The organism is Rothia endophytica (assembly GCF_928381505.1).
GTDB classification, from domain to species: domain Bacteria; phylum Actinomycetota; class Actinomycetes; order Actinomycetales; family Micrococcaceae; genus Rothia; species Rothia endophytica_A.
Genome location: NZ_CAKMSJ010000003.1, coordinates 128,690 through 153,804 on the forward strand (window position 1 = coordinate 128,690; position 25,115 = coordinate 153,804).

The following is a 25,115-nucleotide window of genomic DNA, read 5'->3' on the forward strand; positions in this document are numbered from 1 at the left end:
TCTCTTATCCGCCCTTCGTGAAAGGAATGAGGACGGGGGTGTTTTCCACATAAGCCCTGTATTTGGGGTCATCACCCCATTTTTTCTCTGCCTTCTTTTCCAGCATCGGAATACCGCTTACCTTGGTCAGCAAGAGCGTCACCACGAGGGGTGAAAGGAGTGCCACCCACTGCCAGCCCACGAGCGCGGGGGCAGCGGTGAGGAATACACCAACCCACAGGGTAATATCACCAAAATAATTGGGATTGCGGCTCACCAAATAAGCCGGAATATACGCTAACCACTGCACGGCAAAAACTAAAACCACCAGGGTGGCGAAGATGGGTAGACCTAGCAGGGTCTGACCTCTATAGCTCCCCGCTAAAGCCAGCAGGCACCAGCACCACGCCCAGCGCGATGGCAATGCGGCGGTTCATCTCAGCTGAACCCTTTTGATCAGGTTGATGTGATGTACTCACGGCGACTTCCTTATAAATCTACAAATGATGGTGCTGACCTTACCGCCAATGTAACCTAGACCCAAACGCTTTCTCGCCTGGCATAGCGCAGCATCACAGGTGACCTTCGGGGCTTGCTGGCAGGAAGGTAGCATGGAGGCAACCACTCCTAAGAGAAAGTAGCACCATGACCACCTCGCGAGAAGCCCTCACCCTTCGCTTCCCCATCGTAGGAGCCCAGTGGCTAGCCGCTCACCTTGCGGCACCTAACCTAGTTGTCCTGGACGCTTCAGTGGGTGAGTTTTCTGGCGCTGATACGGGCATTCCTGGAGCCCGCCGCTTTGATATCGATGGGTCTATGAGCGCAGATGAAGGAGTGCACACCATGCTGCCCGCAGACGTCTTTGAGCAGCGGGTGCGTGCACTGGGGGTTAACCGGGACTCCGCCATCGTTATCTACGACCGGCAAGGGCTCTTCTCTGCAGCCCGTGGCTGGTTCATGTTCGTGGCAATGGGCCACGATAACGTGGCGATTCTGGACGGCGGGCTACCGGCCTGGCTAGAGGCAGGCTTCAATGAACTCCCGCTCAACCGCGGGCCCTTCACCACCGGCTCCTTTGTTGCCCAGGACCGAGAACTATTTGTGGACGCTCTGACCACCAAAGCTCTCGCGCAACACGAGAGCGCGCAGGTCATTGATGTGCGCAGCGCTGGCCGCTTTGCAGGTGTTGACCCCGAACCCCGTGAGGGTTTGCGAGCAGGGCATATCCCCGGATCAGTCAATTTGCCTTTTACTTCTCTGCTGGATGCCCAGGGAGCATTTGTTGCCCCCGAGCAGGTACGTAAAGCGGTAGACGACGCAGCTGGCGGCAAAGAGACCCTGGTCTTTAGTTGCGGCTCGGGTGTCACAGCCTGCATCGGTGCGCTCGCAGCGTATGTTTCTGGCTACACCGAAATCGCGGTCTATGACGGCTCATGGGCTGAGTGGGGTGCCGCTGACCCCGCTGGCGTCCGCCCGGTCGAGCAAAAGCGCTAGATAGACACAGTTATGCTGGTTGAAGAGTACCAGAACGTTCAAAGGAATAGACCGTGCCGTTAACGGTTACAGAACGCACTGTAATAATTTGCAAGGCTCTGACACATCTGTTCACACTCGTGGTGAAATAAGGTAGTGTGCTGGGGAACCACAGCTTAGTGGCGGTGTCGTATCGCCATGTTCCATTAAACGTAGTGGTGTAGGCACGGTAGTTGGTTTTGACCGGAGCAGCGGGGTCGTAGATAAGGTCTGACCATTCATTGGCGATCCCGCCTTTTTGAAAGATGGGCGAACCAGCAGCGGTGGAGACATACTGGGTTATTTTGGTTACGCCGATCACTGCTGAAGCTGTTGTGTCTGAAACCCATAGCCCGCGTTTAGGGTAGGTACCCTGACCATTGATGGTGTAGGTCATTTGAGTAGATGAGGAGCACCTGGTTGTATTCAACAGCCAACCATCGAGGGCGGGCTGGGGCGAAGCCGCGTAGGCGGGTATGGTTGCTGTCGCTAGGACGGCGGGAGCGGCCCAAGCCGCTCCTTTAACGATGCTACGGCGTGGTTGTTGTGACATGGTATCCTCTGCGAGTGAGTGAATTAGCGATATAACTATCTTTCAAGAGTTAAATCATACTGTATCTACCCCCGGGGGCAAATGATACACGAGGACAGAATGTACTGGGTCCTCGACAGGGCTCAAATGAGCAAAGCTCAACCAGGCCAAAGTTTGGTGTATCGTTCTTTTCTTTACCGGAGCTAGCTCACCACAAGTATCCTCATCTTATTTCTAGTGGTTAGCTTTATAACCTCAGGTGGCGAAAGATATTTAGTTCCAACCAGTTCAGGTGTAGCATTCAATACAGAGGCGGCCCTAGCTGCTGGTGAACACAGCCAAATCATCCAGGCTGGCCAGAATTTTAATCGCATCCAGCAAGCCCAGAATCACGATTCCTCACCGCAACCAGCTCACGCAAGCAACTCTTACAGCTCTGAACGCTATGCACAACCGCAAGGCATTAAGATCCCAGTTTAGGGTAATTGGTGTGGCCCTGGACATAGTGGCCCCGCCCCCCCGTAGATACACTTGATATACTTTGCATGCGCCATGACAAGTGCTACGCACAACGCGGCTATCTCAGTTGCTATTGCGATGCTCAACTCAAGGCAGAAATCGACCGTTTTTCCCACAGGATGGGAAGCAAAGAAAGGGCCATGGCAGCAGCCGTAAAGCTTGCTTTTATGCATCCGGCATGCAACCACTTTTCATAAGAAGCTACAAGAGATAATCAGGAATCAGTCATGAAATTGCGGGAGGGCACCTATCAGAAACTGGCTATAGCAATATTCATTCCTACGCTAGGTTGGTACATTGGGGTTTTCTTCACTGGAACCCATTCGCCACAGGAAACCCTAATCACAGCAGTCGGCATTACTACTCTCTTCTTGCTATCTTCCCTCTTATTCGCCTTAGGGAAGATGGTGAAGACCGCTATCATAACTTTCCTCCTAGGTAGTACAAGCATCCTTATTTTGTTTCTTGTGGTCGGTTTCATTGAATCCCTGCAAGGAAACGCTTAAGCAAGCTTGAAAGGGACCTGCCCAGAGTAAAGAAAAACCCCTCACCTATCCTGCTAGGTGAGGGGTAATATGTGCGCCCTGTGGGGCTCGAACCCACGACCCACGGATTAGGATTAGCCTAATTTCAGTACATTCAGACAGTTCTAGCAATATTACTTTGGCTAGGCAATACTCCCCATTTTGAGGCTATTTTGATTGCCTGAAATTACCTCCGATTGTTTTCAAAACGTGCCCAAAGCGTGCCCGTTACTAGCCTCAGAGACAGCGGCAATACGCAGCTCAACCAGTAAGCAAGCTACACCCCTCACCCCAGAACTAACCCCACTCCCCTGGCTCCAGCTGCAGGGGTTTGCATGAGGTCGTGGGTTTCTATGGGGTCGGGAGCGCCATGGGGTCAGTTGCAGGGCAGGGAGCGCCATGGGGTGGCGGGCAGGGTTTTGCCGTTCTTTTATGCGGGTGTTCGCTGTGATGTTGCGGGCAATGCAGTACGGGGTGCATGGTTATGCAAGTTCACTCCCTCCCTATGCGTGGACGGAGGGGGAGAGGAGAGAGCGCCCAGGAATTTGTCCACATAATTTCAAGCTGGTGATATTACCGCCCCTAGGGTGCGCGTACTAGCTGCTCTTTGAAACCTCGTTCATGCAGGTTTTGGAGTGCGGGGCCGCGGTGTCTAGCACTGGCCTACTGATGGGGGCCGAGAAGATGCAGAGAAGGGACTACTTGTTGCCCGATCGGGTAGAAAATCCCAGAGCCGATGCCCTCCACATTGTGGAGGTAGTTAGAGGTGGGGGTGTCGAGGTTGTCGATACCCCTTTGTCAGCAGCTCTGGCAGTCTCACAAGACCCCTGGGGATTATCCACTCCCCTGCCCCTTTGCGTTCCCTCCCCTCGGCATAGGGAAATATCCCCCCGCACCGAGAAAAACCAAAACCCCTAGCCACACACCAGACCGCCCCCTGTGCCCCGTGGCTGGTGTCCGTTGTGTCCGGATTGTCTTTTTGCCTAGTCACAACGGGGTTATTTTGTAGCTTGAGTTACGTACAGGGTGTACGGAATGTACGTATCTATCGGGCTTACGTACACCCCGTACACTTCGTACACCTCTATGCAACTTCCAGAACAGGAAGTTCAGGCAAGGCAGCGTACCTGCCACGACTGGCCTTAGCTAGACGGTTGCTTTCATGCAGCCGGCGAATGTAGGTGCCCACCTTGTCGCGCTCTTCATTCAGGGCGCTGGCAACCTGGGCAATGCTCTGAGGCTCTGGATACTTATTGAAGTGCTCCAAAATCCTTGTTTGCACGTCCCCCAGGGCTCCTACCTGCTCGCTCTGGACAGCGGCAGCGGCGGCCTCTTCCAATGTGGCACCCACCAAGAACCACTGCCCGTTATCAAAACAGATAGCATACTCACCCTCTTGCACCTCACGGCTCGTGACCTGCAGCCGCGCTTGGCCCTGGCCACGATCACGCCTGATAACAAGGGTTGAGTCAGCCGCACCGGCCAAACCCTGAGTACCACTGATAGCCCCTAGAAAGTCCTCGTCCCCTCCCCTCTTATTGGTATGGTGAACAACAATCAAAGAAGAGCCGGGGTACTCGTCCACGCACCGTTTAAGACGGGCCATGTCGTTGTAGTCCTTGCCGTAGGCATCATTACCGGTATGCACACCACGAGCACGGCCCAGGGTGTCAAGGATAATGAGGGGCTTCTGCGACCCGTGCTCTTTCAGGAACTCACCAATCATCATTTGAACGGTGGAGGGCCCCAAATCTACGACCAGACAGAACTTGTAATACTCAGGTGCAGGCTCATAAATTCCCAGCTTGTTCAGCCGTGACTTCAAACGCCTGTGCCCGTCTTCAAGGGCCAGGTACAGCACCGGACGCTGCTCAACCCTGATAGAGCCCAGCGCATACCCACCGGTCACGCACGCTGCAGCTAGACCCAGAACAAACCAAGACTTACCAATCTTCGGGGCCGCAACAAGCAGTGTCAGCCCCTCAGGAATGAGGCCGGGGATAGTGAACTCAACAGGCGGGTAGGTCGTTGATAGCACCTCGTGAGCGGTGAACATGGTATCCAGTGGGTGAGGTGTCACCTCTGGCATGGTTTCAGTCAAGAAGCAGCACCCCTCAGATAATCGAGATCCTCATTCCTAAGCCGCTTTGGTGCATCAATCCGAGGACTGAACGGCACTCGCGCCGCCATGGTTTCATTAAAGCGGGCCAACTGGGCAAGATAGCCCTGTAAGTGCAGGTGCCAGTGCAGCCGCTCTTGTTGCTGGCCTACCGCGCACCCGGCCACGTACCCGGCGTTGAAGCTCTGCTGGTGCTCTGCCTGGGTGCGGGCTTGCACCGCGCCACCTAGGGCTGTATCGAGGTCTTGGAGTTCATGGGTCTGGTAGATGATGTTAGGCATGGGCACCTCCTGAAACGAGGGTGTGTACGATAACGCTGCAGATTTCGCAGGTTGGCATTTCCCCCAGTTGGCGCAACACCTCAGCCGTGCTGAGCTCGTTAGGTTCCTCAGGCCAGGTGTAGCCGCACAGGGCCACGATGTCCCCGGTAGCGGTGGTGTGCTTGGAGGGGTCGAGTAGGTGCTTGTAGTCCTGGGCTGTGAGGGTTTGCTTCTGACTCACGGTTGCACCCCTAGCTTGCGGGTGGCCTCTAAGAACTCTTGGAGGCGTTCACGGTTGCGGGTGGCGTGCTGCAAGATGTATCCGTACCCGGCTCGCGCTATGTAAGCGGTGGGCCGGTCGTCAAAGATAATCACCCGCGCCCATTCGTTGGCGATAAAGGTTGCCTGGGTGCCGAACACATCGCTAATGCCGTAGTGCTTGCACATGTCCTCGATATGCTTCTGGATCTCTGCACGAGATTTTAGGTTTTCAGTAGGCATTATTTGGCCGCCTGCTGTGTCATGGTGAGCTGTTCGTTCTCACGTTCTGCCCACCAGTTCAGCAGCTTGGTAATAACAGCGCGTACCTCTTTTTTGCTGGCAGCTTCTAGGTACATTTCGATGTGGTAGGCCGAGTCTTTGAGGGGGTTGATGGGGTCAATCATGGACTCAAAGTAGTAATCGTCCTTGCCGTCTTCGATGGCTCCTGAGTAGTGGCCAACGCCTTCGGTGGGTTGCACGGGGTCGGGTATGTAAGTGTAGCCGCTGGGTGTTACGAGGTCTCTTATATCGTGTAGGCGTAGGAATGTGGCTTTTGCATCGGTGATGCTGGTATTTTGGTTTATGACTGAACCCTTCTTACTTGTAGCTTTTTCTGACTGCTCAGGGGCAGTGAGTTTGGTTGTTTCGAGGGCGAGTGCAGCAACCGGGTTTGGCGATTTGGTGCTGTGCTCGCTCTTTTTTGTGGGGTTTTGCGGTGGGCCTATCGTGTTCATGCGGCCTGCTCTGACATTTTGGCTTGTTCGTAAGCAAGCACCTCGGATAGGTAGAACCTCCACGTCCGGCCGATGCGGAAGCCGCGGGGCAGGTCGCCTTTCATACGGCGAACACGGATAGTGTGCAGGGACTTACCCCACCGGGCAGCAAGGTCGGCATCACCTAAGATGGGCTCACCTACTGGGGCCGCAGAGCGGTCGGGGGCGGGTGTGACGGTCACAAAAACCTCCTTATGTTGATTTGTGCGCTGGGTTCAACGCTCATGTATCTAGGTTGCACCATGATTTAAATAATGTCAATAAGCGACAAGTGGTTCATCATACGTGTATGATTTAGGCATGGATACATCACCAATGCCAATATCGACCAGTGCAGAACGTGACGAGGAAGCATTTAGAAACTCTGTTATAAAGCTGCGGACTGAAAGAAATTGGTCGCAAAATCACTTTGCCCAGCTATTACAAGAAGCAGGTCTGACCGAGTACCGGCAGGCAACCGTTGCACGTCTGGAAAACGGCCAGAGAACCCTCAAGCTAGGGGAAGCCCGCATCATTGCTGAAATCTTTGAGACCTCAGTTGATGAAATGATCAATTCGCCTTTGATTGATTACATAAAGCTTGTGGCATCGGTCAACCAGACCAACTGGAGAATAAATCAAAGGCTTGCCTCCTCTCTTATCCAATACCTAGAGCACAAGCAACGCCTTACGTACTACACAGAAGATCACCCATTTTTGGACAGGGTGGACAAGGCGTCAGAAGGAGAGAGCAAGAGAACAAAGTTGGAGCTTAAAAGTCAACTTTCCCTTGCTCGAAAATACCGAAATGCATCTTTAGCAAAGGTAATCAAGTTCTCGCTATTAGATTATCTGAACAGATACAGTCAACGTGAAGATCAGGAAACTAACGATCAATTTAAGTCGTGGATTATTGAGACATTGCATTTTGACAAGCAGGAGCTAAGTGAAATTATCGATACTGCTCTTGAGCCTGCCCCAGAAGAGCCCGAGGAGTAGTATGGTACGTGCTCCCCTGCCTTTGGGCACTCACGGCAACATCACCTATTACCAGCACGAAAACGGCAATTGGCAAGCCCGCGCCCGATACCGCGATGCAGACGGCATAACCCGCACCGTTAAGCGCAATGGTGCAACTAAGAATGCCGCCATGCTCAAGCTTAAAGCGCACCTAGCAGAGCGGCAGCACGTGACCACGGCGGCTAATCTCACCCCTGCCTCAACCGTCAAAGAACTTGCCGGCATCTGGTGGGAGGAATTTCAGGCCAAAGACCGGGCAACCAGCACGCAGCACCGATACCGCTACGATCTAGACCGGCTCATACTTCCCAGCATCGGCAACCTCAAAATACGAGAGTGCACCGTAGGTACGCTCTCAGCCTTTCTCAAGACCGTAAGCAACAAGAATGGGGCTCAGAGCGCCAGGGTAGCTAAGAACATCCTCAAGGGCATGTTCGACCTAGCGACAGCCTATGACGCCGCACCACGCAACCCTGTAAAAGATGTAACCCTTGCACCGGTTAAGAAAAAAGAAACTGTAGCGCTGGAATACATGGACGTGCTCAAGCTCAGGCAGTCCCTTACCGGCGAGGTGAGAGAAGCCTTAGAGATCATGCTGGGCACTGGTTGCCGCGTAGGTGAAGTGCTGGCCCTGCAATGGGCAGACCTTGACCTATCAGACAGCAACCGGGCAAGGGTCAGCATCAATAGCACCCTGACCCGTGACACTCACGGGCGTTACTACCGGCAAGAGCACACCAAAAATAAGCGCACCCGCTCTGCTTTCCTGCCCCCGTTTGTGGCTGAGATGCTGATTAGACGGCGTGATACAGAGATCCCAGCTCATGCAACAACGACAGCATGGGCAACACCTGAGATGTTTGTATTCCCGTCCTCAACTGGCACGGCTCAAGACCCTAACAATTTTCGCCGTAAGTGGCGTGAGCAGGTCAAGGGTACTGACTTCGAAAAGGTAACGCCTCACAACATCCGTTCGACTGTGGCTACTTTCCTAGAACGAAACACCGACCTCACCACTGCCTCACTGCAGCTGGGCCATTCTGACACGGCTGTGACGGCGCGGCATTATGTGAAGCGTGAGACAGAAGCGCCGGACTCAACAGCTGTGCTTGAGCTGTTTGGGCGTGAGGTTTCTTCGTAGGTGGGTTTTTGAAAGCGTGCCCAAAACGTGCCCGTCTGACTTTTAACAAGAAAGCCCCTCACTTATTTTACCAAGTGAGGGGCTGTTTTTGTGCGCCCTGTGGGGCTCGAACCCACGACCCACGGATTAAAAGTCCGATGCTCTACCAACTGAGCTAAAGGCGCATCCACTGAGCAAAACTCAGCAGACACCACTATACACTCAACCCCTGCTGGGCACAAAAAGGACCGCGCCCGTGCCTTCTTCACCGCTTCAGCAGTCACGCTAAACTAGCCCCTATGGCATCTGAGGCAAGGTATCACCGGCCGGTGAAATTCTCCCCTGACACGTTCGATTACTACCCCGGTGGCACCAGCCCCGAGGAAACAACGCGCGCTGCGCACACCTCCGCACGGCTCATTCTTGACCGCGGACGTGCCAGCACAGACCCCTCCGTCACCAAACGCCTGGTGCACTTCACCGACGAATTCGGGCTTGAAGCAGTCGCCCAGCTTTGGGCGCAAGCAGCACCCATCACCCTGCCCGGCTCTCTCTGGCGCATCTATGCCCTGCGCGGCGTCATCAGAAAAAACCCAGCACTCATTAGCCACTACTACCAGCGGGGCATGCACTCCAATTACGCAGCCCGCGTGCTCGCCGGCGTCGCCTCACCACCCACTGCAGAAGAAATCTGCACCACCGTGGACGCTATTCTCGCCGGGGCGTTCACCGGTGAGTTTGATATAGCGCTCGAACGGTTCGCGGCCTTCTGCCGGGTACTCTCCCTGGGTCAGGACGACGTCGCGCTCGGTCTACGTCACGGGCAACTTGAGTTGCAGGCAGATGCCCCAGAAGAAGCTACCCAGCGTTTCAGTCCCTCTGCCGAGGTGCGTTCTGAGGCAGCCGCTCGAGCCTCCCGGCTAAGAACAGGGGCGCAGAAACTGTTGAACACAGCCATCGAGTTGGAGACCTCTGCCGCTAAGTGGCGAGCCAACACCCTGGACTAAAGACCGGGAAAATTTTTCACCAAAAGTTGACAGAAAAGACGAAGAAGAGAAAGATTATTAACAGATGCCAGGCTGATAATAGGTAGCCCCGGGCTCCAAATATTTAGCCGCTTCGAGCGGCCTATCGCCGAGAGGCGCTCCCAGCCTGGCATCGCAAAACTTCATCAACAAACCGGGTTTCCACCTCAGATATCAGCGCCGAGTGAGGGCCCGGTTTTTTGTACCCCAAAGTGCCAGAGCCCTGCCAAACCATTCGTTAACTTTGCGGCTGTACCATGTTAGAGAATTCACCAACCATCGTTAACACACAGGAGACAGGCAGCCCATGCTTCAACGCATGTTTCCCCAAGAAAACAGCTCTCTCAAAGCGCTTGCAGGTCTCTCAGACCAGGTGGCGGAATCGGCAGCTATCCTCTCTGAAATGGTTGGCTCCCCAGAGGAACGCTACCCCGAGCTTCTAGAACGCATGCTCAATCATGAGTCAACGACCGTAGACACGCTCTTCACTACCATGACCGCAGTGCGCAGCTCCTTCTCCACCCCCATTCCCCGCGAAGATATCTATACCCTCGCTGTTGAACTAAACACCGCCGTTGAGAAGTTGGCCTCAGCCGCTAACATCATGCACCTTTACACCATCGTCCGTTTCTCCCCTAAGGCCGCCACCTTACTTGACCTTATTCAGCGTCAAGCGGTGCTCACCAGCGCCATCATCCCGCGTCTCAGCGAACTGCAAAGCTTTGATGAATACTGGATCAACCTACTGCGTCTCACCAAGCAGGCGGTGCGTATCGCAGAGGAATACGACGCCGATGCCTTAGGGCGCTATAAGCACACCCGCTACCTACAGACCACGGTCTTCATTCATAAACTGGTGGAAGCTTCCGAGGCAATGAAATCCGTTGCCACAGAAATTGGGCGCATCATCGTACAGGAATCCTAGCGTGACCGTCACCCTCTTCGCTCTCTGCTGCCTCGCTCTGGTGGGGTTCACTTTTATCACCGGGTTTCACGACGCCCCCAACGGGACTGCGATCCCGGTTAAAACCAGAGCCCTCACTCCCCGCATCGCTCTGCGTTCTAGCGCCTTTTTCAACTTCATAGGCTTCCTCATTGCAGGTACCCTCCTGATGCCTTTCACCACTCGCTGGCTCACTGTGCCCCATAACAATATCGGTCTGAGCATGGCGCTTATCGGCCTGATCACTGTCTGTATCTGGGCCATGCTGACCTGGTGGTACCGCATGCCTTCCTCCTCAACCCACGCCCTACTCGGCGGTCTCGCCGGAGGTGCCTGGGCTGCGCAGGCTGTAGGTTTAGGCAGCTTCAACCCCTTCAACGAACCGCTCATCCTCTTCGCGATCATCCCCCTCCTACTTGCCCCTATCCTTCTTTTTATCTTTGCGTGGGCGGCCGTCTTCCCTTTCTTCGGCCTACTACAACGGGTCTACCCCTCCACGGTTAACAGGGCCTCCCGCAACGTCCTCTCACTTTCCAACTCGCTCATCTCTCTGGTGCACGGCATCCAAACAGGTCAGCGCGCGGTCATCATTTTTGCCGTGATGCTGCTGAGCGCTAACTACGATATGCAGTCATCTACCCAGCTGATTGCAACTATTTTTCTAGCACTGGTTCTAGGTCTTGGCACCGCACGCGGTAGCTCCCGTATCGGCTACACCTTCGCCCATCAGATGGTGCGCATAGATCCCTTTCGCGGTGCGATCGCTCAAAGCTCCGCAGCCCTAGCCCTGGTGCTCTTGCAGTTCCTCCTGGGCACCCCGGTTTCCTCATCCCACCTCACCGCCTCAGCAGCTCTAGGTTCTGGCGTCAACCAACGCTTTGCTTCAGTGCGGCACAAAATCGTGCTGCGCATTATCCTCACCTGGATCATCACTATCCCGGCAAGTTTTGCAATCTCAGCCATCCTCTTTCTAGCGCTCTCACCCCTGCTCTCTGCCTAGCCCGCTCCCTCCTTGGTTGGACGATCTAAGCGAGCCTAGAAAGTTTTCCAGCAGGGTCGAAGAGAGCACCACTCATACAAAAGACACCGCCCGCTGGTTTGCTTTTCTCATCTCAGCTTGAGAAAGCAAGACAGCGGGCGGTGTGCCTGCTACCCCTACCCCTGCTCTGCGCAGGGCGGGAAACTTGTGGGGCGAGCTGGCTCTTAGCCGAAACGGCCCGAGACGTAGTCCTCGGTAGCCTTCTCGCGGGGATTGTTGAAGATTTCCTGGGTGGGGGCGTACTCAATGAGCTTGCCGGGCTTACCGGTGCCAGCAATATTGAAGAAGGCTGTCTTATCAGAGACACGGGCAGCCTGTTGCATATTGTGAGTCACGATTACCACGGTGTACTCCTCTTTGAGCTCATTGATGAGGTCTTCAACCGCCAGGGTTGAGATGGGGTCAAGAGCAGAGCAGGGCTCGTCCATGAGAATCACTTCGGGCTTCACCGCAATGGAGCGGGCGATGCAGAGGCGCTGCTGCTGGCCACCAGAAAGGCCTGAACCGGGCTTATCCAAACGGTCCTTGACTTCATTCCAGAGATTAGCGCCGCGCAGGGAGCTTTCGACCAGCTCATCAGCATCAGTCTTTGAGATTTTGCGGTTATTCAGCTTCACACCTGCCAGTACGTTTTCACGGATAGACATGGTGGGGAAGGGGTTGGGGCGCTGGAAGACCATACCGATCTGCGAGCGCACTACCACCGGGTCTACGCCCTTGCCGTAGAGGTCGTCACCGTCGAGCAGCACCTTTCCTTCTACACGGGCACCAGAAATAACTTCGTGCATACGGTTAAGGGTGCGCAAGAAGGTGGATTTACCGCAGCCTGAGGGGCCGATGAAGGCGGTGACCGAGCGGGGCTCAATGGCCATGTTTACGTCTTCTACGGCCAGGAAGTCGCCGTAGTATACGTTGAGGTTTTCGACGTCGATACGCTTTGACACTGTTAGTTTCCTTGTCTAAAAAATCTGTGGGTGGCTCTGTTAGCGGCCGGTTTTTGGGGCGAAGATCTTGGCGATAGCGCGGGCAATGAGGTTGAGCACCATCACAATCAGAATCAGGATGAGAGCAGCAGCCCATGCGCGGGTCTCAGAGACGGTGGCAGCTGTGGGACTGGTGGGCGTCATGATCTGGTAGTAGATGTAAGTGGGCAGGGTTGCCATCCAGCCGCCAAAGGCGTTCCAGTTGATGGAGGTAACGAAGCCTGCGGTCACCAGGATGGGGGCAGTTTCACCAATAACGCGTGCAATAGCCAGGGTGACGCCTGATGCGATACCCGAGATGGCGGTGGGGATAACTACCTTGGTGATGGTGCGCCACTTGCGCACACCCAGGGCGTAGGACGCTTCGCGCAGCTCGTTGGGCACGATGCGCAGCATTTCTTCTGCGTTACGGACCACGGTGGGAATCATGAGCACGGATAGCGCTACTGCGGCAACCAGACCCATACGGTTCATGGGATTACCCGTAACGAGGGCGAAGAAGGAGGCTGCGAAGAGACCCGCCACAATGGAGGGAATGCCGGTCATGACGTCCACGAAGAAGGTAATCGCTTTTGCTAGCCATTTTCCCTCGCCGTATTCCACCAGGTAGATGGCGGTCAGCAGGCCGATGGGCACCGAGATGAGGGTTGCCAGCAGGGTGATTTCCAGGGTGCCGATGATGGCGTGGTAGATACCGCCAAGCACGTTGCCCTCGCCGCTGGCTGCAGCGTTATCGTGGACGCCGGTGACGCCCTTCATGCTGGTCATCAGGAAGTCACCCGAAAGGCCGGGCACACCGCGAGCTAGCACGGTGTAGAGCACCGATACCAGGGGGATGAGGGCGATGAGGAAGGTTCCGTAGACCACGTAACGGGCTAGGGCGTCCGCTCCCTTGCGTCGGCCTTCCATGGCACCTACAACCAGGGGGCCGGCAACAATGAAGATGATGCCGGAGAAGAGGGCGAAGGTGGCAATCGAGAACCCGACAAGGGCGGAGGCGGCAGCGCCCAGAACCAGTGATACCGCGAGAATCGCCAGGGGAAGCCACTTAGGTGCTTGCCCGCTGGTCAGGCGTGAAGTGTGAGCAGGAGTGGCGGTCATTAGTTGGCTCCTGAGAATTCTTTGTAGCGAGACACGATAAGGCGGGCTATCACGTTGACGATGAGGGTAATCACGAAGAGAACCAGGCCAGCGGCGATGAGCTCGCTCATACGCAGACCGTACGCTTCGGGGAAGTTGAGAGCAATTTCAGAAGCGAAGGTTTGGTTACCGCTGGTAATCAGCGAGGCGGTCAAGGGGCCGGAGGCCAGCACCAGGGTTACCGCCATGGTCTCGCCTAGCGCGCGACCCAGAGCCAGCATCACGGCCGAGATAATACCGCCGCGGGCGAAGGGGAAGACCGTCATGCGGATCATTTCCCAGCGGGTGGCACCCAGACCTAGAGCTGCTTCTTCTTGCAGCTTGGGGGTCTGAATGAAAATTTCGCGGCACATGGAGGTGATAATCGGCAGAATCATAATGCCAAGAACGATGCCGGCGGTGAGAATGGTCTTGCCGGTCTGTGAGGCGGGGCCTTCGAAGATGGGCAGGAAGCCTAGGTAGGTGGCAAGCCAGTCGTAGAAGGGCACAATTTTAGGGGCCAGTACGGAGGCGCCCCAGGCACCAAAAATGACGGAGGGGATGGCTGCCAGCAGGTCAATGACGTAGCCGATACCTTTGGAGAGCTTAGCAGGGGCATAGTGGGAGATAAAAAGTGCCACACCAATGCCGATGGGGGTTGCCAGGAGTAGGGCTATCGCCGAGGCGATCAGGGTGCCGATAGTCAGCGGCAGGATGTATGTGAAAAAGCTACCGGAGGTCAGGTCTTCTGAATCTGCTGTGAAGACCGGTAGGGCCTGAGCTACCAGGAAGATAGCTACGGCAGCGAGCACCACCAGGATTAGGATGCCCGCGGCCAGGGAGATGCCGGAGAAAATTTTGTCGGCTGCCGGATTACCAACATCCGGTAGGTCTTTTGTCTTCGTGCGCTTATTGCCGGAGGGCTTAAGCGCGTCTGCTGAGATTGACATGGTGAGTGTTTCTGCCTTTGAACGTTAGGCAAGAGAAGGTGCGACCGGCCCAATGTGCCGGCCGCACCGCTTCCTTGCGTCAGGATCTCTTACTGGGTTACTTCAATGGCGTCGATAGCGGTCTTGGCATCTGAGCTCAAGGTATCGGTCAGGGGAGCTGAACCGGCAGCGTCTGCTGCTGCCTGCTGGCCTTCGCTGCTGACGACGTAGCTCTCGTAGGCCTTTACCAGATCAACGTTGTCCTGGCTTGAGTAGCCGGAACACACGATGTGGTAGGAAACCAGAACGACCGGGTAGGCGCTGGAGTCATCGGGGGTGCGGTTGACCGTGATCGCCATGTCGTTCTCGTTCATACCACCGGTGCGCTCTGAAAGCTCAACGGCCTTAGCTGCTGCATCTGCTGAAAGCTCAACGTAGTCATCGCCTACCTTGACGCTGACCTTGCCCAGGTCGCCGATAGCTGAGGCGTCTGCATAAGTAATAGCGCCCTCGGTGGATGAGGTGGTGGAGACAACGCCGCTGGTGCCCTTGTTGGATTCACCGGCGTACTGTGAAGGCCAGTTTCCATCTGCTTCAACATCCCAAGCGCCGTTGGAGGCAGCCTCGAGGTATTCGGTGAAGTTCTCGGTAGTACCCGAATCATCTGAACGGTGAACCACGGTGATCTTGGTGTCAGGCAGGTCCACGCCATCGTTCTGAGAGGCAATAGCTTCATCGTTCCAGGTGGTGATGTCACCCTTGAAAATCTTGGCGATGGTCTCAGCGTCCAGGTTGAGTGAATCAACGCCGGGCAGGTTGAAGGCAACGGCTACCGGGGAAATGTAAACGGGGATGTTGATTGCACCTTCGGGGCCACAGACCTCCTTGGACTGCTCCCACTCTTCAGTCTTGAGCGCACGGTCTGAACCAGCGAACTGAGCGCCGCCAGCCAGCAGAGCTTCACGGCCAGCGCCGGAGCCATCGGGTGAGTACTGCACCTGGCCACCGAGATCTGAGAAACCTGACTCCCAAGCGGTGATCGCTGCCTGCTGGGAGGAGGCGCCAACGCCGGTCAGCGGGGTGGAGGGCAAGGATGAGTCGCCAGAACCGCTGTTGGAGCCGCCATCAGCGGTGTCGGTTGCGTTATCTGAACCGCAAGCGGTCAGTGCCAGTGCGCCAACAAATGCGAGAGAACCCCAACGGGTGAGTGACTTAGCCTTCAAGTGTGTGTCCTTTTCATAGGTCCTGTATGCCCACCGGAGAGGTGGTGGACGGCGCAGGAAACCGTGGTCTAACGCATCTGACTCTAAGGAGCCTAAGTATTAAAAGGGCTAGAAACAGGTGAACGACCGGTGAACACTAGACGGCTTATTGATAAGTGAGCTCTACCGGCAGCCCAAGCAAGCTCACACTCTCCCGCCCGGTTCGCCAACCCAGCCCGGCTAAACTGGTAGGTATGGGTTATGGGCAGAACGTGAAGAAACTACAAAGCGGTGCACGCACACGCGTACACGACGGCGTCAGGCGTATGCAGGACGGTTTCTTCCAGTCCCTGCAAATCGTGGTCTCTGGCATCGGTGCCTACCTCTTTGCCGAGAAGGTGCTGGGGCACACCGAACCCATCTTCGCTGCCACAGCAGCTATTGTCTCTCTGGGCTACATCACCGGGGCCACCCACGCCCGCCGCATCCTCGAAGTCTCTTTCGGCGTAACCCTGGGCATCCTCATGGGCGACCTCATGATGCTAGCCCTGGGGCGCGGTATCTGGCAGGCCGGGCTGGTCATGTTCCTCTCCATCATGCTGGCACGCTTCCTCGATAACGGCATTCTCTTCACCATTCAAATGGGCCTGCAATCGGCCCTGGTCGTTCTGCTACCGCCCAATACGGACGGCGTCTTCTCACGCAGTCTGGACGGCATCATCGGCGGCGTCTTTGCCTTTTTGCTCATGTTCCTCTTCCCCAAAGACCCCCGCCGCACACCGCGCGAGAACGCCAGCACCCTCATGGGAGCTTTCGCTAAAGTCTTCAGCGACGCCGCACTCGCCATGGAACACTACGACGGCAAGGAAGCCTGGCACTCACTCTCTAGCGCCCGGCGCTTACAGCCCCTCTACAACGTCTGCGAGCGGGACATCATCACTTCAAAGGGCATGGCAAAACTTGCCTGGACGGGGCGCAACCACATGCAAGAGCTTGACCGCTACCAGCAGACCCTCACCAAGATTGACTACGCGATCCGCAACACCCGCGTGCTCAACCGGCGCATGGCGTCCACCATCAATAATGTGCATATCTCGTCTGAGGCCGCTCAGTCTTTGGCCGATGCCCTGCGCACCATCAGCACCGCTATTGACGCACTGGGGCGAGGGATGTCTCAGCCCGAAGCCGATGTGCGCCGAGCCAGCCGCGTAGAAGCACGCCGCGAGCTGTCCCTGCTCGCAAGCCGCCTGGAGCCCCACATCATGGGGGTTCGCTCCCTTGAAGCTGAGGCGCTGGTGCTGATGCTGCGCCCCCTGGTGGTTGACTTACTTGAAGCTTCGGGGCTGACCCACGACGAGGCAGCCTCTATGCTGGTGCCGCTGGACGACTCCATTACCGAGCATGCCCCCAAGACTAGCGCTATCCCCACCCACCAGCCTGATCAGTCAGATAAGCACCGGGCTGATACCCGTCAACTGACTGCCGTTTTGCGCGCTAAAGATAAAAGCACAGCAACCTCAAAACTGCCCCAACAACAAATGAGCGAAGCTCCCACAGCTACCAGTAGGGCTGCTTATGCCGAGCGGGTAGAGAAACAGCGACAGCTCAACACCGCCCAGCTGACCATCATCGAAGAGGAGTTCAGCTCCAAAAAAAGGTAGTAGGTCTTTAGCTGCCTGCTCCGGGGAACAGCAGGGCAAGAGCATCAGCTAGCGAAGCGACCTCACGCACCGAGACACCAGCAGGTACCTCACCCACCCCGGCAGGCGAGGCTGGCACGATCACGTGGGTGAAGCCTAACCTGCCTACCTCGGCAATGCGCTGGCGAATGCCGGGCACCGCCCGCACCTCACCGGCTAGACCTACCTCACCAAAGACGGCTAGCTTACGGGGCAGGGGTTTATCTTGAGCTGCTGAAGCAAGTGCAATAACGCAAGCAAGGTCGGCGGAAGGCTCAGAAATTTTAGCGCCCCCCACCGTTGAGATGTAGCAGTCCAGTTTGCCTACATTGAAGCCGGCTCGCTTTTGCAGCACTGCCAGCAGCATAGAGATGCGCGCGCCGTCTAGCCCACTGGTGGCACGGCGTGGCTGCGGAGTAGCGCTCTGATCCAGCAGCGCCTGCACCTCAGCTAGCAGGGGGCGGCGGCCCTCCATGGTCACGGTGACGCAAGTGCCCGCCACCGGGTGCGGAGTGCGCGAGACAAAAAGCCCAGACGGGTCAGTCACCGGGGCGATGCCGTCCTCGTGCATATCAAAGCAACCCACCTCATCAGTGGGGCCAAAGCGGTTCTTGATGGCGCGCAGCATGCGGATCTGTGAGTGCTTATCACCCTCAAACTGGCAGACCACATCAACCAGGTGTTCCAGGAGGCGTGGGCCGGCGATGGTACCTTCTTTGGTTACGTGGCCCACCAATAGGGTGCACATATTACGGCTCTTAGCGGCGGCAATGATAGACGCCGCGACCTCGCGCACCTGGGTGACACCGCCGGCGCTGCCCTCCACCTCGCTAGAAGCCAGAGTCTGCACGGAGTCCACTACCAGCAAGGAGGGGTTCACCTGCTCAATATGCGCTAGAGCTGTGCCCAAATCAGTTTCACTGGTCAAATAAAGGGTGTCAGCAACAGCACTGATACGGTCAGCCCTCAACTTCACCTGCGCCGCTGACTCTTCACCGGTCACATAAAGCACATTGTGGGGTTTAGCCGCTGCTCCCCCGGTAGCCCCTTGCCCACGGGCAAAAGTAGCCGCCACATCAAGCAGCAGGGTGGACTTACCGACGCCGGGCTCCCCCGCCATCAAAATCACCGCACCGGGAACCAGGCCACCACCCAGAACCCGGTCAAACTCCGGGTTGCAGGTACTCATATATTGCGCCACCCGCGAGTCCACCTCAGCAATGGGCCGGGCCGGGTTCTGCACGCTGGAAGCTACCGTAGTTTTAGCGGTAACGGCTCCCCCCGCTTCTTCAACGGTGCCCCACTGCTGACATTCGCCGCAGCGCCCCACCCACTTAGCGGTCGTCCACCCGCACTCAGTACAGCGAAAAGCGTTAGCGGAGCGGGAGCGAGAAGTCTTACGAGTAGCCATAAAACCAGCATAGAGCCGCGGGCTGACATTTTTAGCGCCGTCAGCTCACAGCGAGGCTCATCCCAAAATTTAAGGGCCGCGGGCAAGCGCAGCACTGGCGAGCTGGCTCGGGGCTGGCGTGAATCGCCTCGTGAGCGCTAGCGAACCGGGCGAGAGGGTCAGCTCGCCAGTGCTGCGCTTGCGGCGGCTTGAAATCTGCGAGTAGCCCCTACATAAAGCGTTCTAGCAGAGAGCTTTCTGCCATGCGGGAAAGGGATTCACGGATGACGCGGGCGCGCTGCTCGCCGATGCCCTCAACCGCACGGAGGTCGTCCAGGCTGGCTGCCATGAGTGCCTGCAAACCGTCAAAGTGGTAGACCAGTCGGTCAGCAACGGTACCGGGCATGGAGTGAATTCCGGCCAGTAGACGGTGACCGTGGGGGTGCATGGGTGCCTCAAGATGGTCATCGAAGCCTATAGCCTGCGCGATGGCGTGCAGGTCTACGATTTCTTTGTCGTCCAAGGCTTCAAGGGCTGCTATGGCACCGTGCAGGGTCTCAGCGGGGGTTTCTGCTGGTAGGTAATCGCGCAAGACCACCCAGGAGGCAGGAAGGTCATTGGCGATGAGTTCTTCAAGTTGCAGGGCTACCAGGCGGCCCACGTTACCCAGTTCCACCACGTAGTGCCCGGCCTCAACGGAGATGCGGCGCACCATTTCCATGCGCTGCAGGGTACTGACGACATCGCGCATGGTCACGCTAGCCTCTATCTCTAGGGACGAAAGAGACTGAAGCACCTGCTCCAGACGTTCGGTGTAACTATCCAGAGTACGAATCGCCTGGTTGGCTCGGCTCATCAGTGACTGTGTGTCTTCAACGGTGTAGCGGATGCCCTCGGTGTAGACAGAAATCAAGGACATTGAGGCGCTAACAGCAATCACAGGGAAGCCAGTCTGCTTGGCCACACGTTCAGCGGTGCGGTGGCGGGTGCCAGATTCATTGGTCTCAATGCTGGGGTCAGGTAGAAGCTGAACACCGGCGGCCAGCAGGGTGGAGGCGTCCTTATCGCAGACGATAGCGCCGTCCATCTTGGCTAGCTCCCGCACGCGGGTGGCTGAAAAAGCGGTGTTGATGGCAAAGCCACCGGAGGACATTGCAGCGACAGTCTTGTCAGTACCCAGCACAATCAGGGCACCGGTGCGGCCACGCAGGATGCGCTCTAGCCCCTCGCGCAGCTCCGTCCCGGGAGCAATCTGGGCAAGGGTTTTCAGTAGGGAGTCACTATAAGCTGTCAGCACATGTTCAATGGTAGTCTACCCGGCAACTCCTCCCAGCCTGCGATGGCCAGCAGCGCATAGTCTCCACCACGGTAGGCCGTGCGCCTAATGGTCTGAAAAATCATCTCATTACGCTGACCGGCTTCTAGCTCGGCTAAGACCACAACGAAACACGATTTTCCGTAACAGCTCGTTACGGTAGTGCACTTCAATGCCACAGGTGTGTAGGTTTTCCCGCGCACTTTCTGAGGTAAAAGCAGGCAGGGAGACATGCGTTTTTGTCACGGCAAGGGAGGGTCAAACGAAGTTTGGCATACGTACCTGTCTGTCTGCCTGTCTGTCTGTCTGCCTGTCTCTGCTTTTGGTTTCTGGGGGTGCCTGCTGCTCTTATCGACTCTCTCTTTACCCATGCTCTTACCTGAGGCTTCTTCCCTTAGCGCCCTTGCACCTTGGGGCTTGCTGTTAGATACTTTTGAGCTCCTACCTGATTGTTGATATGAATCTACCCTGTGTAGCCCCTGCCGTTTCTTTTCTTCACGCTCTTCTACTCTCAACCCCCGTACCTGTGCACCCCTGCCCCCTTGGCCTTTCTAGCGCACAACCCAACCAGCCAACACCACACACCAGATGAGGGACGAAGAGGGTGTGTGGTGTCGGCTGGGAAGGGTCAAAGCGCCCCGGAAAATCAAGGGGGCAGGGGTACAGATATGTTGACGGGTATCTGTACGGGGTAATTTACGGATCACCCCCCTGTTTCCCCAAAAATTCACCCGCACCCTTGGGCACCACCAGCACCCAAGGACGGTACCGTGAGAAAAAATCACGAGAGAAAGAAACCCCGTCATGAAGATTGAAATCACCCTGTTCGATCAGGCAGAAGAGAACCCCACCGGGGAAGTTATCGACCTTGATTTCACTGAGCACCGGCACCTGGACACTGAGACAGTCCGAAGCATGGTTCAAGACACCGCTGAACGGGTAGTGCTGCAAGAAGTGAGCCTAGGACTTCTAGAGCAACCCTGGTTCTGGTCGGCAGCATTGGCAACAGGTGCAGAGGAGCTAGAGCTGGCACTGGCTGGGGGTGAGAGCTTGGGCTGGGTCGAGGAGTCCTTGAAGCGGTTTGCTTCGGTAGCTTGGAAGGTGCTGCCGGGAGTGGGGTGGGAGGGTGTAAGGGGGTCGAGACCGTAATACCCTGATTAAGTTCATTTCGTAGTTGGGACACGCCACGGTCTTAGACTCCACGGTGGGCAGGAATGTCGCCCTCTTCAACCTCACCCGCCAGTGGGCCTACAGGGCGCGTTTACGCTATACGGACTTCACGGAGTGGTCAGAGACGGTGTACGCCTTTGCTTCGATGAAGAATGCTTCGGTGATTGCTGATGAGTTTTCTCGTGGCCCGATGGGTGAGGGTGAGGTTGCTCAGATTGCTAAGTCGATTGCTTCGTGGGTGTGGGTAAAGATTACCCCTGAGCAGACAGAGGTTAACCGCAAACACTGGGCAAAGAACCTAGAACAAGGGCGTATTGCTAGAAAGAAATCTCTTATAGAAGAACTAAGAAAGGTCGACGATGGTTGCTGAGAACCCGGTTCGGCGTAAAAAAACAGCGCGGGAGTTAGCAGAAAAGCTAGGTGTCAGCGTAAGCACTGTTCAGCGTCTGATGGCTGAGCCTCGTGACCAGTACCTAGCCCGCGCGAATGCCAAGCGTGAGCAGGTCGCGGAACTCCGTGCGGAAGGGCTGAGTGTACGAGTTATCGCCGAAAAGTTAGAGATTTCCAAAAGCACTGCTGGACGTTATGTTCAAGAATACGAAGCAAAATCCAAGCAGCCTAGCGTGACTTAAGTACTGATTTTTGGGTTCCATACACCCTCAAGCTGTTTTACCTAGTACATGTCAAAGATGGGCACCTAAAAATAGGTACCCATCTTTGACATGAATAGTTTAGCTACGTTATTTTTGCTTTTTTGACTTGATAGGCAAAGCGCCTATAAGCCCACCGACTACGGCCCACAGCAAGCAATATCCCCAGCTAAAATCTATATCTTTAGCATCATTCACACTGGCGTATCGCGAAGTCGTTATGTTGTACTCAGCTCTAAGCCAATAAGCTACAGCTCCGACGAGTGCGAAGACCAAAATCATAATTATTTTTTTCATCAGCTGAAAGTTTTCCTACTAAGTTGCTATAGAACGCAGTTTTCCACAACTCCCTTTACGCCGAGCACTTTTTGGAACTGTTCAGCTCCTTCCTTGCCAAGCACTTTTAGGAGGGCGTCTTCGCTTTTGCCCTGGATAACTTCGTTTACGGCATCAGCAACTGATATAACTCCGCCAGCAGCTTTAATCCACTTCCAAGCATTCACGCCAGGAACTACGATTGTTAATGCGTCTGCAATGGCAAGGATGCAATCAGTAGCGGCGATAGGGTCAAAACCACTAGCAGCAGACCTCAGAGAGCTTGACCGTACAGGGTTTCTATTAGGTTCTGGAGTGCTAATGTCTTTATCAATTATTTCTTCAAGAGCTGCTTCTACTCGAGGATCAGAAGTGGGCAAACCCTGCAACTCAGTAGGGAGTTCATGATAAGCATTAACGATTTCTTGAAGAGCTACAGCGGACTCTACTGCTTCTGGCGCATATCCACGAGATTCAGCTTCTGCCCGGACTGATTCTAACGACTGCACAGGCAAATCGGCAGGAGTAACCTCCGTATTTTCTGCTACCGAAGAGACAGCAACGGAGTGCAGCTCATTGGCTGAAGCCGCTGTAAGACTTGTAGTCGTAAGCGTAAGTCAAAGCACCAAAGCAGTAGTTACTGAAGCAGTTTTCTGAAGTAGTGTCGCCATTGATTACTCCCAAGTTAAGGTAATTTACATCACCCCCAATTTTACCAAGCAAGCTTCTTATCGTCAAGGGGTCCTGCACAAAGCTTAGAGGCCAACCCATTCACCATGCGGCGTGGAGATTTACTTTTATATCCTCTTGGTGCTGATACGCGGAGCATAAGCCCCCCCCCATGTCACACCCGAGTCAATGGGTGGCGCAAGCGCCATCGCGTAGCGACGCGAAGCGCCCTTGGCGGGCTGTGTTCGGGGGCTATGATTCGCCACCACCAGCGAGCGGCCAAAAGAAAAACACACGCCCTTAGCGTGCAAAAAATGCCCAGCGCAGCGCCCCGACAAAAACGGGCTAGACCTGGCGAAACAAGCACTTAGGTAACCTAAGTAGATAGCTTGCTCCGCCAGGGACAAAAGCCATTTACGTAACGTAAATGTATAGCTTGCTCCACCCGGTGCTTAGATGCCCCCGCTATTTATGAGTTACTCAAAATGCAACTTCCTCAGTCATTGGATGCATGAGGTGTGACGACAAAACAGAGCACAAAACCGACCGACTGACTGACCGATTTTTCAGTGTTCGAGCTTTGTATTACCGGGGCAAAACTCCCCGGAAGTGCACTTCAATGCCACAGGTATGTAGATTTTCCCCACGCACTTTCTGAGATAAACGCAGGCAAAGAGACACGCGTTTTTGTCACAGCAAGGAGAGGGTCAAACGAAGTTTGGCATACGTGCCTAGCTGTCTAGCTGTCTGTGCCTAGCTGTCTAGCTGTCTGTGCTGGGGAGGTATCTAAGCCATTAGACCTCGGCGGGACTTAAAAGAGAGTTGGTTTCGTCAGGTTTTTGTCTGCACTAAAGAATGTATTGCTGGTTCGTTGGTGAGTGCGCTCGAAAGTACAGTGCAGACAACGGGGCTCAGGCTCATCCCTGTTACCCAAGGAGGAAGTCAGCTCTTCAATAAGAAATCTTAAAAAAATTAGATACATAAATAAAATGTGCGGAGGTACTACCTCCGCACATTTTATTTATTATTTATTGATTTTTTATTCTGATGATTCCGTATCGCTTTTATGGCACATAATACCATAAATGCAATCGCCCCAAAAAAAGCTAGTATACAGATTATTATAAATGCATGAGTCATTGCTTCTAGTTCACCTCAACAGTCGCACTTTCACCGATTCCGAGAGTAACTTGCGTCCAAAGGGTTGCACCGACGGGGGAGCCCTCAAAAGCTACAGATATATCAGCTGAGTAACGAACTTGCTGATCCGAGAATTGTTCTAAACGGTGATTAGATAGCGCCCCTCCAATAACTCGGTGGTTCTCACCGTAATACCTGGTGATTTTACCTGGCGAATGGGGGTAAACTGTACGGTCAATATAGAAAGACATCATAATAAGACCCAGCTCATTCTTGACCAAGCACTTTTCCTGACGGACTTCATGGACAGTGCCGCCTGGCAAGTTGTTGCATCCTGTCATCTTTGCCCCGGTGTGGAATGACTGCAACGTAGAGACGCCCTCAGCTGTATCGCTTCCGCTCTGCACACTGACCAAAGATACAGAACCATCTGCATAAGTATTCTTAATGTACGCAAAGTTCTCATCTGAGAAATTTTCTGAGCTAATAGGCTTAGTGTCAGATACTGAATCCCACATCTCCCCTGACTCAAGTTTATCAGTAAGATTTTTTCGAGTTTCTGAATCAATTTTTGCTTTATCAAAAAATTCATTCAGCTGCTGCTTATCAGAATCAGATAGATTCACAGTATTGTGCGAGATTTCATTGTTCTTCTCCTCGACTCCATATGATGGGGCAACGCTTCCGCCAACCACACCAAGAGCAAGAATGCCAGTTGCAAAACCAGTCGAAACCTTCTTTGTCAGAGTTATTACTTTCCTTTCGTAAGAGAAGCTACCAGGCGAAATGATTTGTGTTACGTACAAGTCAAGCAAAGATTAGATAGTAAGTCAACTGACCTTCATAACAGTTTGGTAACGAGAGAGCAGCGGAGCCAGCGGCCGGACGGAGGCGCCGCAGGCAGCAGGAGGGATTCGGGGGGAGAGAGAGACAGAGAGAGAGAGAAACC

At 55.0% G+C, this 25,115-nt stretch carries 25 protein-coding genes, 1 tRNA gene and 1 pseudogene; 10 read left to right on the top strand and 17 right to left on the bottom strand.

Annotated features, from left to right (window positions below; genetic code table 11):
* Positions 1-4 precede the first annotated feature (4 nt).
* Positions 5-253, bottom strand: a pseudogene (locus L6990_RS04485) (DUF1295 domain-containing protein); the annotation flags it as partial.
* A gap of 371 nt (positions 254-624) precedes the next feature.
* Here L6990_RS04485 and L6990_RS04490 point away from each other — a divergent pair.
* Positions 625-1,473, top strand: coding sequence for a sulfurtransferase (locus L6990_RS04490; protein WP_237202876.1), 849 nt, complete (start codon positions 625-627; stop codon positions 1,471-1,473).
* A gap of 10 nt (positions 1,474-1,483) precedes the next feature.
* On the opposite strand, the gene L6990_RS04495 is transcribed toward L6990_RS04490, so the two are convergent.
* The 7 genes from L6990_RS04495 to L6990_RS04525 form a co-directional block, all read right to left on the bottom strand.
* Positions 1,484-2,044: a hypothetical protein gene (locus L6990_RS04495; protein ID WP_237202877.1), complete on the bottom strand. Its 561-nt coding sequence runs from the start codon at positions 2,042-2,044 to the stop codon at positions 1,484-1,486.
* Positions 2,045-4,150: 2,106 nt separating this feature from the next.
* Positions 4,151-5,167, bottom strand: a complete 1,017-nt coding sequence (locus L6990_RS04500; RefSeq protein ID WP_237202878.1) for an AAA family ATPase — start codon at positions 5,165-5,167, stop codon at positions 4,151-4,153.
* A complete protein-coding gene (locus tag L6990_RS04505; RefSeq protein ID WP_237202879.1) occupies positions 5,164-5,466 on the bottom strand; it encodes a hypothetical protein in 303 nt (100 codons plus the stop codon). The genes L6990_RS04500 and L6990_RS04505 overlap by 4 nt, the downstream gene beginning before the upstream one ends.
* Complete coding sequence (locus tag L6990_RS04510; RefSeq protein ID WP_237202880.1) at positions 5,459-5,686, bottom strand: hypothetical protein; 228 nt, start codon at positions 5,684-5,686, stop codon at positions 5,459-5,461. The genes L6990_RS04505 and L6990_RS04510 overlap by 8 nt, the downstream gene beginning before the upstream one ends.
* Complete coding sequence (locus tag L6990_RS04515; protein WP_237202881.1) at positions 5,683-5,946, bottom strand: hypothetical protein; 264 nt, start codon at positions 5,944-5,946, stop codon at positions 5,683-5,685. The genes L6990_RS04510 and L6990_RS04515 overlap by 4 nt, the downstream gene beginning before the upstream one ends.
* On the bottom strand, positions 5,946-6,440 hold the full coding sequence (locus L6990_RS04520) for a hypothetical protein (protein ID WP_237202882.1): 495 nt from the start codon (positions 6,438-6,440) through the stop codon (positions 5,946-5,948). The genes L6990_RS04515 and L6990_RS04520 overlap by 1 nt, the downstream gene beginning before the upstream one ends.
* The gene (locus tag L6990_RS04525; RefSeq protein ID WP_237202883.1) at positions 6,437-6,661 is read right to left on the bottom strand and encodes a helix-turn-helix transcriptional regulator; all 225 of its coding nucleotides are present in this window, start codon (positions 6,659-6,661) and stop codon (positions 6,437-6,439) included. The genes L6990_RS04520 and L6990_RS04525 overlap by 4 nt, the downstream gene beginning before the upstream one ends.
* A 118-nt stretch (positions 6,662-6,779) precedes the next feature.
* Between L6990_RS04525 and L6990_RS04530 the strand changes: the two genes are divergently transcribed.
* Positions 6,780-7,457, top strand: coding sequence for a helix-turn-helix transcriptional regulator (locus L6990_RS04530; protein ID WP_237202884.1), 678 nt, complete (start codon positions 6,780-6,782; stop codon positions 7,455-7,457).
* Position 7,458: 1 nt separating this feature from the next.
* Positions 7,459-8,619 (top strand): tyrosine-type recombinase/integrase, encoded by a 1,161-nt coding sequence (locus tag L6990_RS04535; protein WP_237202885.1) that lies wholly within the window; start codon positions 7,459-7,461, stop codon positions 8,617-8,619.
* Positions 8,620-8,710: 91 nt separating this feature from the next.
* Here L6990_RS04535 and L6990_RS04540 read toward each other — a convergent pair.
* A tRNA-Lys gene (locus L6990_RS04540) sits at positions 8,711-8,783 on the bottom strand.
* Positions 8,784-8,897: 114 nt separating this feature from the next.
* Between L6990_RS04540 and L6990_RS04545 the strand changes: the two genes are divergently transcribed.
* The 3 genes from L6990_RS04545 to L6990_RS04555 all read left to right on the top strand — a co-directional run bounded on the left by L6990_RS04545 (position 8,898) and on the right by L6990_RS04555 (position 11,566).
* On the top strand, positions 8,898-9,605 hold the full coding sequence (locus tag L6990_RS04545) for a hypothetical protein (protein ID WP_237202886.1): 708 nt from the start codon (positions 8,898-8,900) through the stop codon (positions 9,603-9,605).
* A gap of 325 nt (positions 9,606-9,930) precedes the next feature.
* A complete protein-coding gene (locus tag L6990_RS04550; RefSeq protein ID WP_237202887.1) occupies positions 9,931-10,548 on the top strand; it encodes a DUF47 domain-containing protein in 618 nt (205 codons plus the stop codon).
* A gap of 1 nt (position 10,549) precedes the next feature.
* Positions 10,550-11,566: an inorganic phosphate transporter gene (locus tag L6990_RS04555; protein ID WP_237202888.1), complete on the top strand. Its 1,017-nt coding sequence runs from the start codon at positions 10,550-10,552 to the stop codon at positions 11,564-11,566.
* A 203-nt stretch (positions 11,567-11,769) separates the two neighbouring features.
* On the opposite strand, the gene pstB is transcribed toward L6990_RS04555, so the two are convergent.
* The 4 genes from pstB to pstS form a co-directional block, all read right to left on the bottom strand.
* A complete protein-coding gene (gene pstB / locus L6990_RS04560) occupies positions 11,770-12,549 on the bottom strand; it encodes a phosphate ABC transporter ATP-binding protein PstB (RefSeq protein WP_237202889.1) in 780 nt (259 codons plus the stop codon).
* Between the two features lie 39 nt (positions 12,550-12,588).
* On the bottom strand, positions 12,589-13,689 hold the full coding sequence (gene pstA / locus L6990_RS04565; protein ID WP_237202890.1) for a phosphate ABC transporter permease PstA: 1,101 nt from the start codon (positions 13,687-13,689) through the stop codon (positions 12,589-12,591).
* Positions 13,689-14,657 carry a phosphate ABC transporter permease subunit PstC gene (gene pstC, locus L6990_RS04570; RefSeq protein WP_440480483.1) on the bottom strand — a complete coding sequence of 323 codons (969 nt, stop codon included), beginning with the start codon at positions 14,655-14,657 and terminating at the stop codon, positions 13,689-13,691. The genes pstA and pstC overlap by 1 nt, the downstream gene beginning before the upstream one ends.
* Positions 14,658-14,746: 89 nt before the next feature.
* Positions 14,747-15,859 carry a phosphate ABC transporter substrate-binding protein PstS gene (gene pstS / locus L6990_RS04575; RefSeq protein ID WP_237202891.1) on the bottom strand — a complete coding sequence of 371 codons (1,113 nt, stop codon included), beginning with the start codon at positions 15,857-15,859 and terminating at the stop codon, positions 14,747-14,749.
* Between the two features lie 155 nt (positions 15,860-16,014).
* Between pstS and L6990_RS04580 the strand changes: the two genes are divergently transcribed.
* Complete coding sequence (locus L6990_RS04580) at positions 16,015-17,499, top strand: FUSC family protein (protein WP_237202892.1); 1,485 nt, start codon at positions 16,015-16,017, stop codon at positions 17,497-17,499.
* Between the two features lie 7 nt (positions 17,500-17,506).
* Here the strand turns inward: L6990_RS04580 and radA are convergent, their stop codons facing one another.
* Both radA and disA read right to left on the bottom strand, forming a co-directional pair.
* On the bottom strand, positions 17,507-18,928 hold the full coding sequence (gene radA, locus L6990_RS04585; RefSeq protein ID WP_237202893.1) for a DNA repair protein RadA: 1,422 nt from the start codon (positions 18,926-18,928) through the stop codon (positions 17,507-17,509).
* Between the two features lie 208 nt (positions 18,929-19,136).
* Positions 19,137-20,213, bottom strand: coding sequence for a DNA integrity scanning diadenylate cyclase DisA (gene disA, locus L6990_RS04590; RefSeq protein WP_440480486.1), 1,077 nt, complete (start codon positions 20,211-20,213; stop codon positions 19,137-19,139).
* A gap of 813 nt (positions 20,214-21,026) precedes the next feature.
* Between disA and L6990_RS04595 the strand changes: the two genes are divergently transcribed.
* Genes L6990_RS04595 through L6990_RS04605 form a run of 3 tightly spaced genes read left to right on the top strand, consistent with a single transcriptional unit; the run spans position 21,027 to position 22,024 of the window.
* A complete protein-coding gene (locus L6990_RS04595) occupies positions 21,027-21,371 on the top strand; it encodes a hypothetical protein (protein ID WP_237202895.1) in 345 nt (114 codons plus the stop codon).
* A gap of 25 nt (positions 21,372-21,396) precedes the next feature.
* The gene (locus L6990_RS04600; protein WP_237202896.1) at positions 21,397-21,762 is read left to right on the top strand and encodes a primase C-terminal domain-containing protein; all 366 of its coding nucleotides are present in this window, start codon (positions 21,397-21,399) and stop codon (positions 21,760-21,762) included.
* Positions 21,752-22,024 carry a helix-turn-helix domain-containing protein gene (locus L6990_RS04605; protein ID WP_237202897.1) on the top strand — a complete coding sequence of 91 codons (273 nt, stop codon included), beginning with the start codon at positions 21,752-21,754 and terminating at the stop codon, positions 22,022-22,024. The genes L6990_RS04600 and L6990_RS04605 overlap by 11 nt, the downstream gene beginning before the upstream one ends.
* Before the next feature lie 341 nt (positions 22,025-22,365).
* Here the strand turns inward: L6990_RS04605 and L6990_RS04610 are convergent, their stop codons facing one another.
* Positions 22,366-22,737 (bottom strand): hypothetical protein, encoded by a 372-nt coding sequence (locus L6990_RS04610; protein WP_237202898.1) that lies wholly within the window; start codon positions 22,735-22,737, stop codon positions 22,366-22,368.
* 1,434 nt (positions 22,738-24,171) lie between these two features.
* Entirely contained in the window at positions 24,172-24,981 is an 810-nt protein-coding gene (locus L6990_RS04615) for a hypothetical protein (RefSeq protein WP_237202899.1), read from the bottom strand.
* Positions 24,982-25,115: the final 134 nt, after the last annotated feature.